At 70.3% G+C, this 730-nt stretch carries 2 protein-coding genes; both read left to right on the top strand.

Translation table 11 applies throughout. The features are described 5' to 3' along the window. On the top strand, positions 1-483 hold a 483-nt coding region (locus A5780_RS08915), incomplete at its 5' end, for a WhiB family transcriptional regulator (protein ID WP_197521703.1). Then, positions 483-730: hypothetical protein (locus A5780_RS08910; RefSeq protein WP_156769428.1), on the top strand; the 248-nt coding region annotated here is incomplete at its 3' end. The genes A5780_RS08915 and A5780_RS08910, both read left to right, overlap by 1 nt.

Below are 730 nucleotides of genomic sequence, written 5' to 3'. Positions count from 1 at the left end.
ACCCGCACCATTTCCGATTCACCCGAGGTCGATCACCCGGTGGCCTGGCCGCCCGTGCTCTGCACCGAGGATCCGGACCTGTTTTTCAGCTCCGCTGCTGCCGATGTGCATGAGGCGCAGGGGATCTGCGCGGACTGCCCGATGCTGGCGCGGTGCGCCGCTTTCGCTCTCGCGAGCCCTGAATCGGTCACCGATGGGGTGTTCGCGTCGGTGCGGATGCCGACCACCGGTGCTCTGGCCAGCGAGCGCAAGGAGGCCCTGGACTTGCTGCGTCAGGTCGCCCGGAACGGGCGTCCGGCTCCGCTGCACGACTTCTCGCGCCGCAAGTTCGACGGCACCCCGGCCGAACTGGCCGAGCGTGTGGTCGAGCTGCGGGACGGTGGAGGGCTGTCGTGGTCGGAGATCGGCCGCCAGCTGGGGTGCAACTACGCCACCGCGCAGCGCGTCTACGCCGAGGCCGCCGCTACTGAGGCGGTGGCCTGATGGACCGCAGTCAGAAGGCCCCGTCGATGTCCAGCGGCGAGAACGCGCAGTACGGCGCGGCGCTCGGTTTGGCGGTGGGGGTGCCGTCGTTGATCGAGCTGGCCGGTGCAGCGGTGTGGGCGGCCCCGATGTACGGCGGCCCGGCACAGGATGTGCCGCTGAAGAACCCCGTCGCGCTGGGCTGGCACCTGATGGCCACCCACGATATTGCGTGGACCGGTGAGGCCACCGCCGCACTGGGCACCCT

The organism is Nocardia sp. 852002-20019_SCH5090214, from assembly GCF_001665865.1.
GTDB classification, from domain to species: domain Bacteria; phylum Actinomycetota; class Actinomycetes; order Mycobacteriales; family Mycobacteriaceae; genus Nocardia; species Nocardia nova.
Note: the sequence above shows the minus strand (reverse complement) of the source record. Positions and strands in the feature narration are given on the sequence as shown.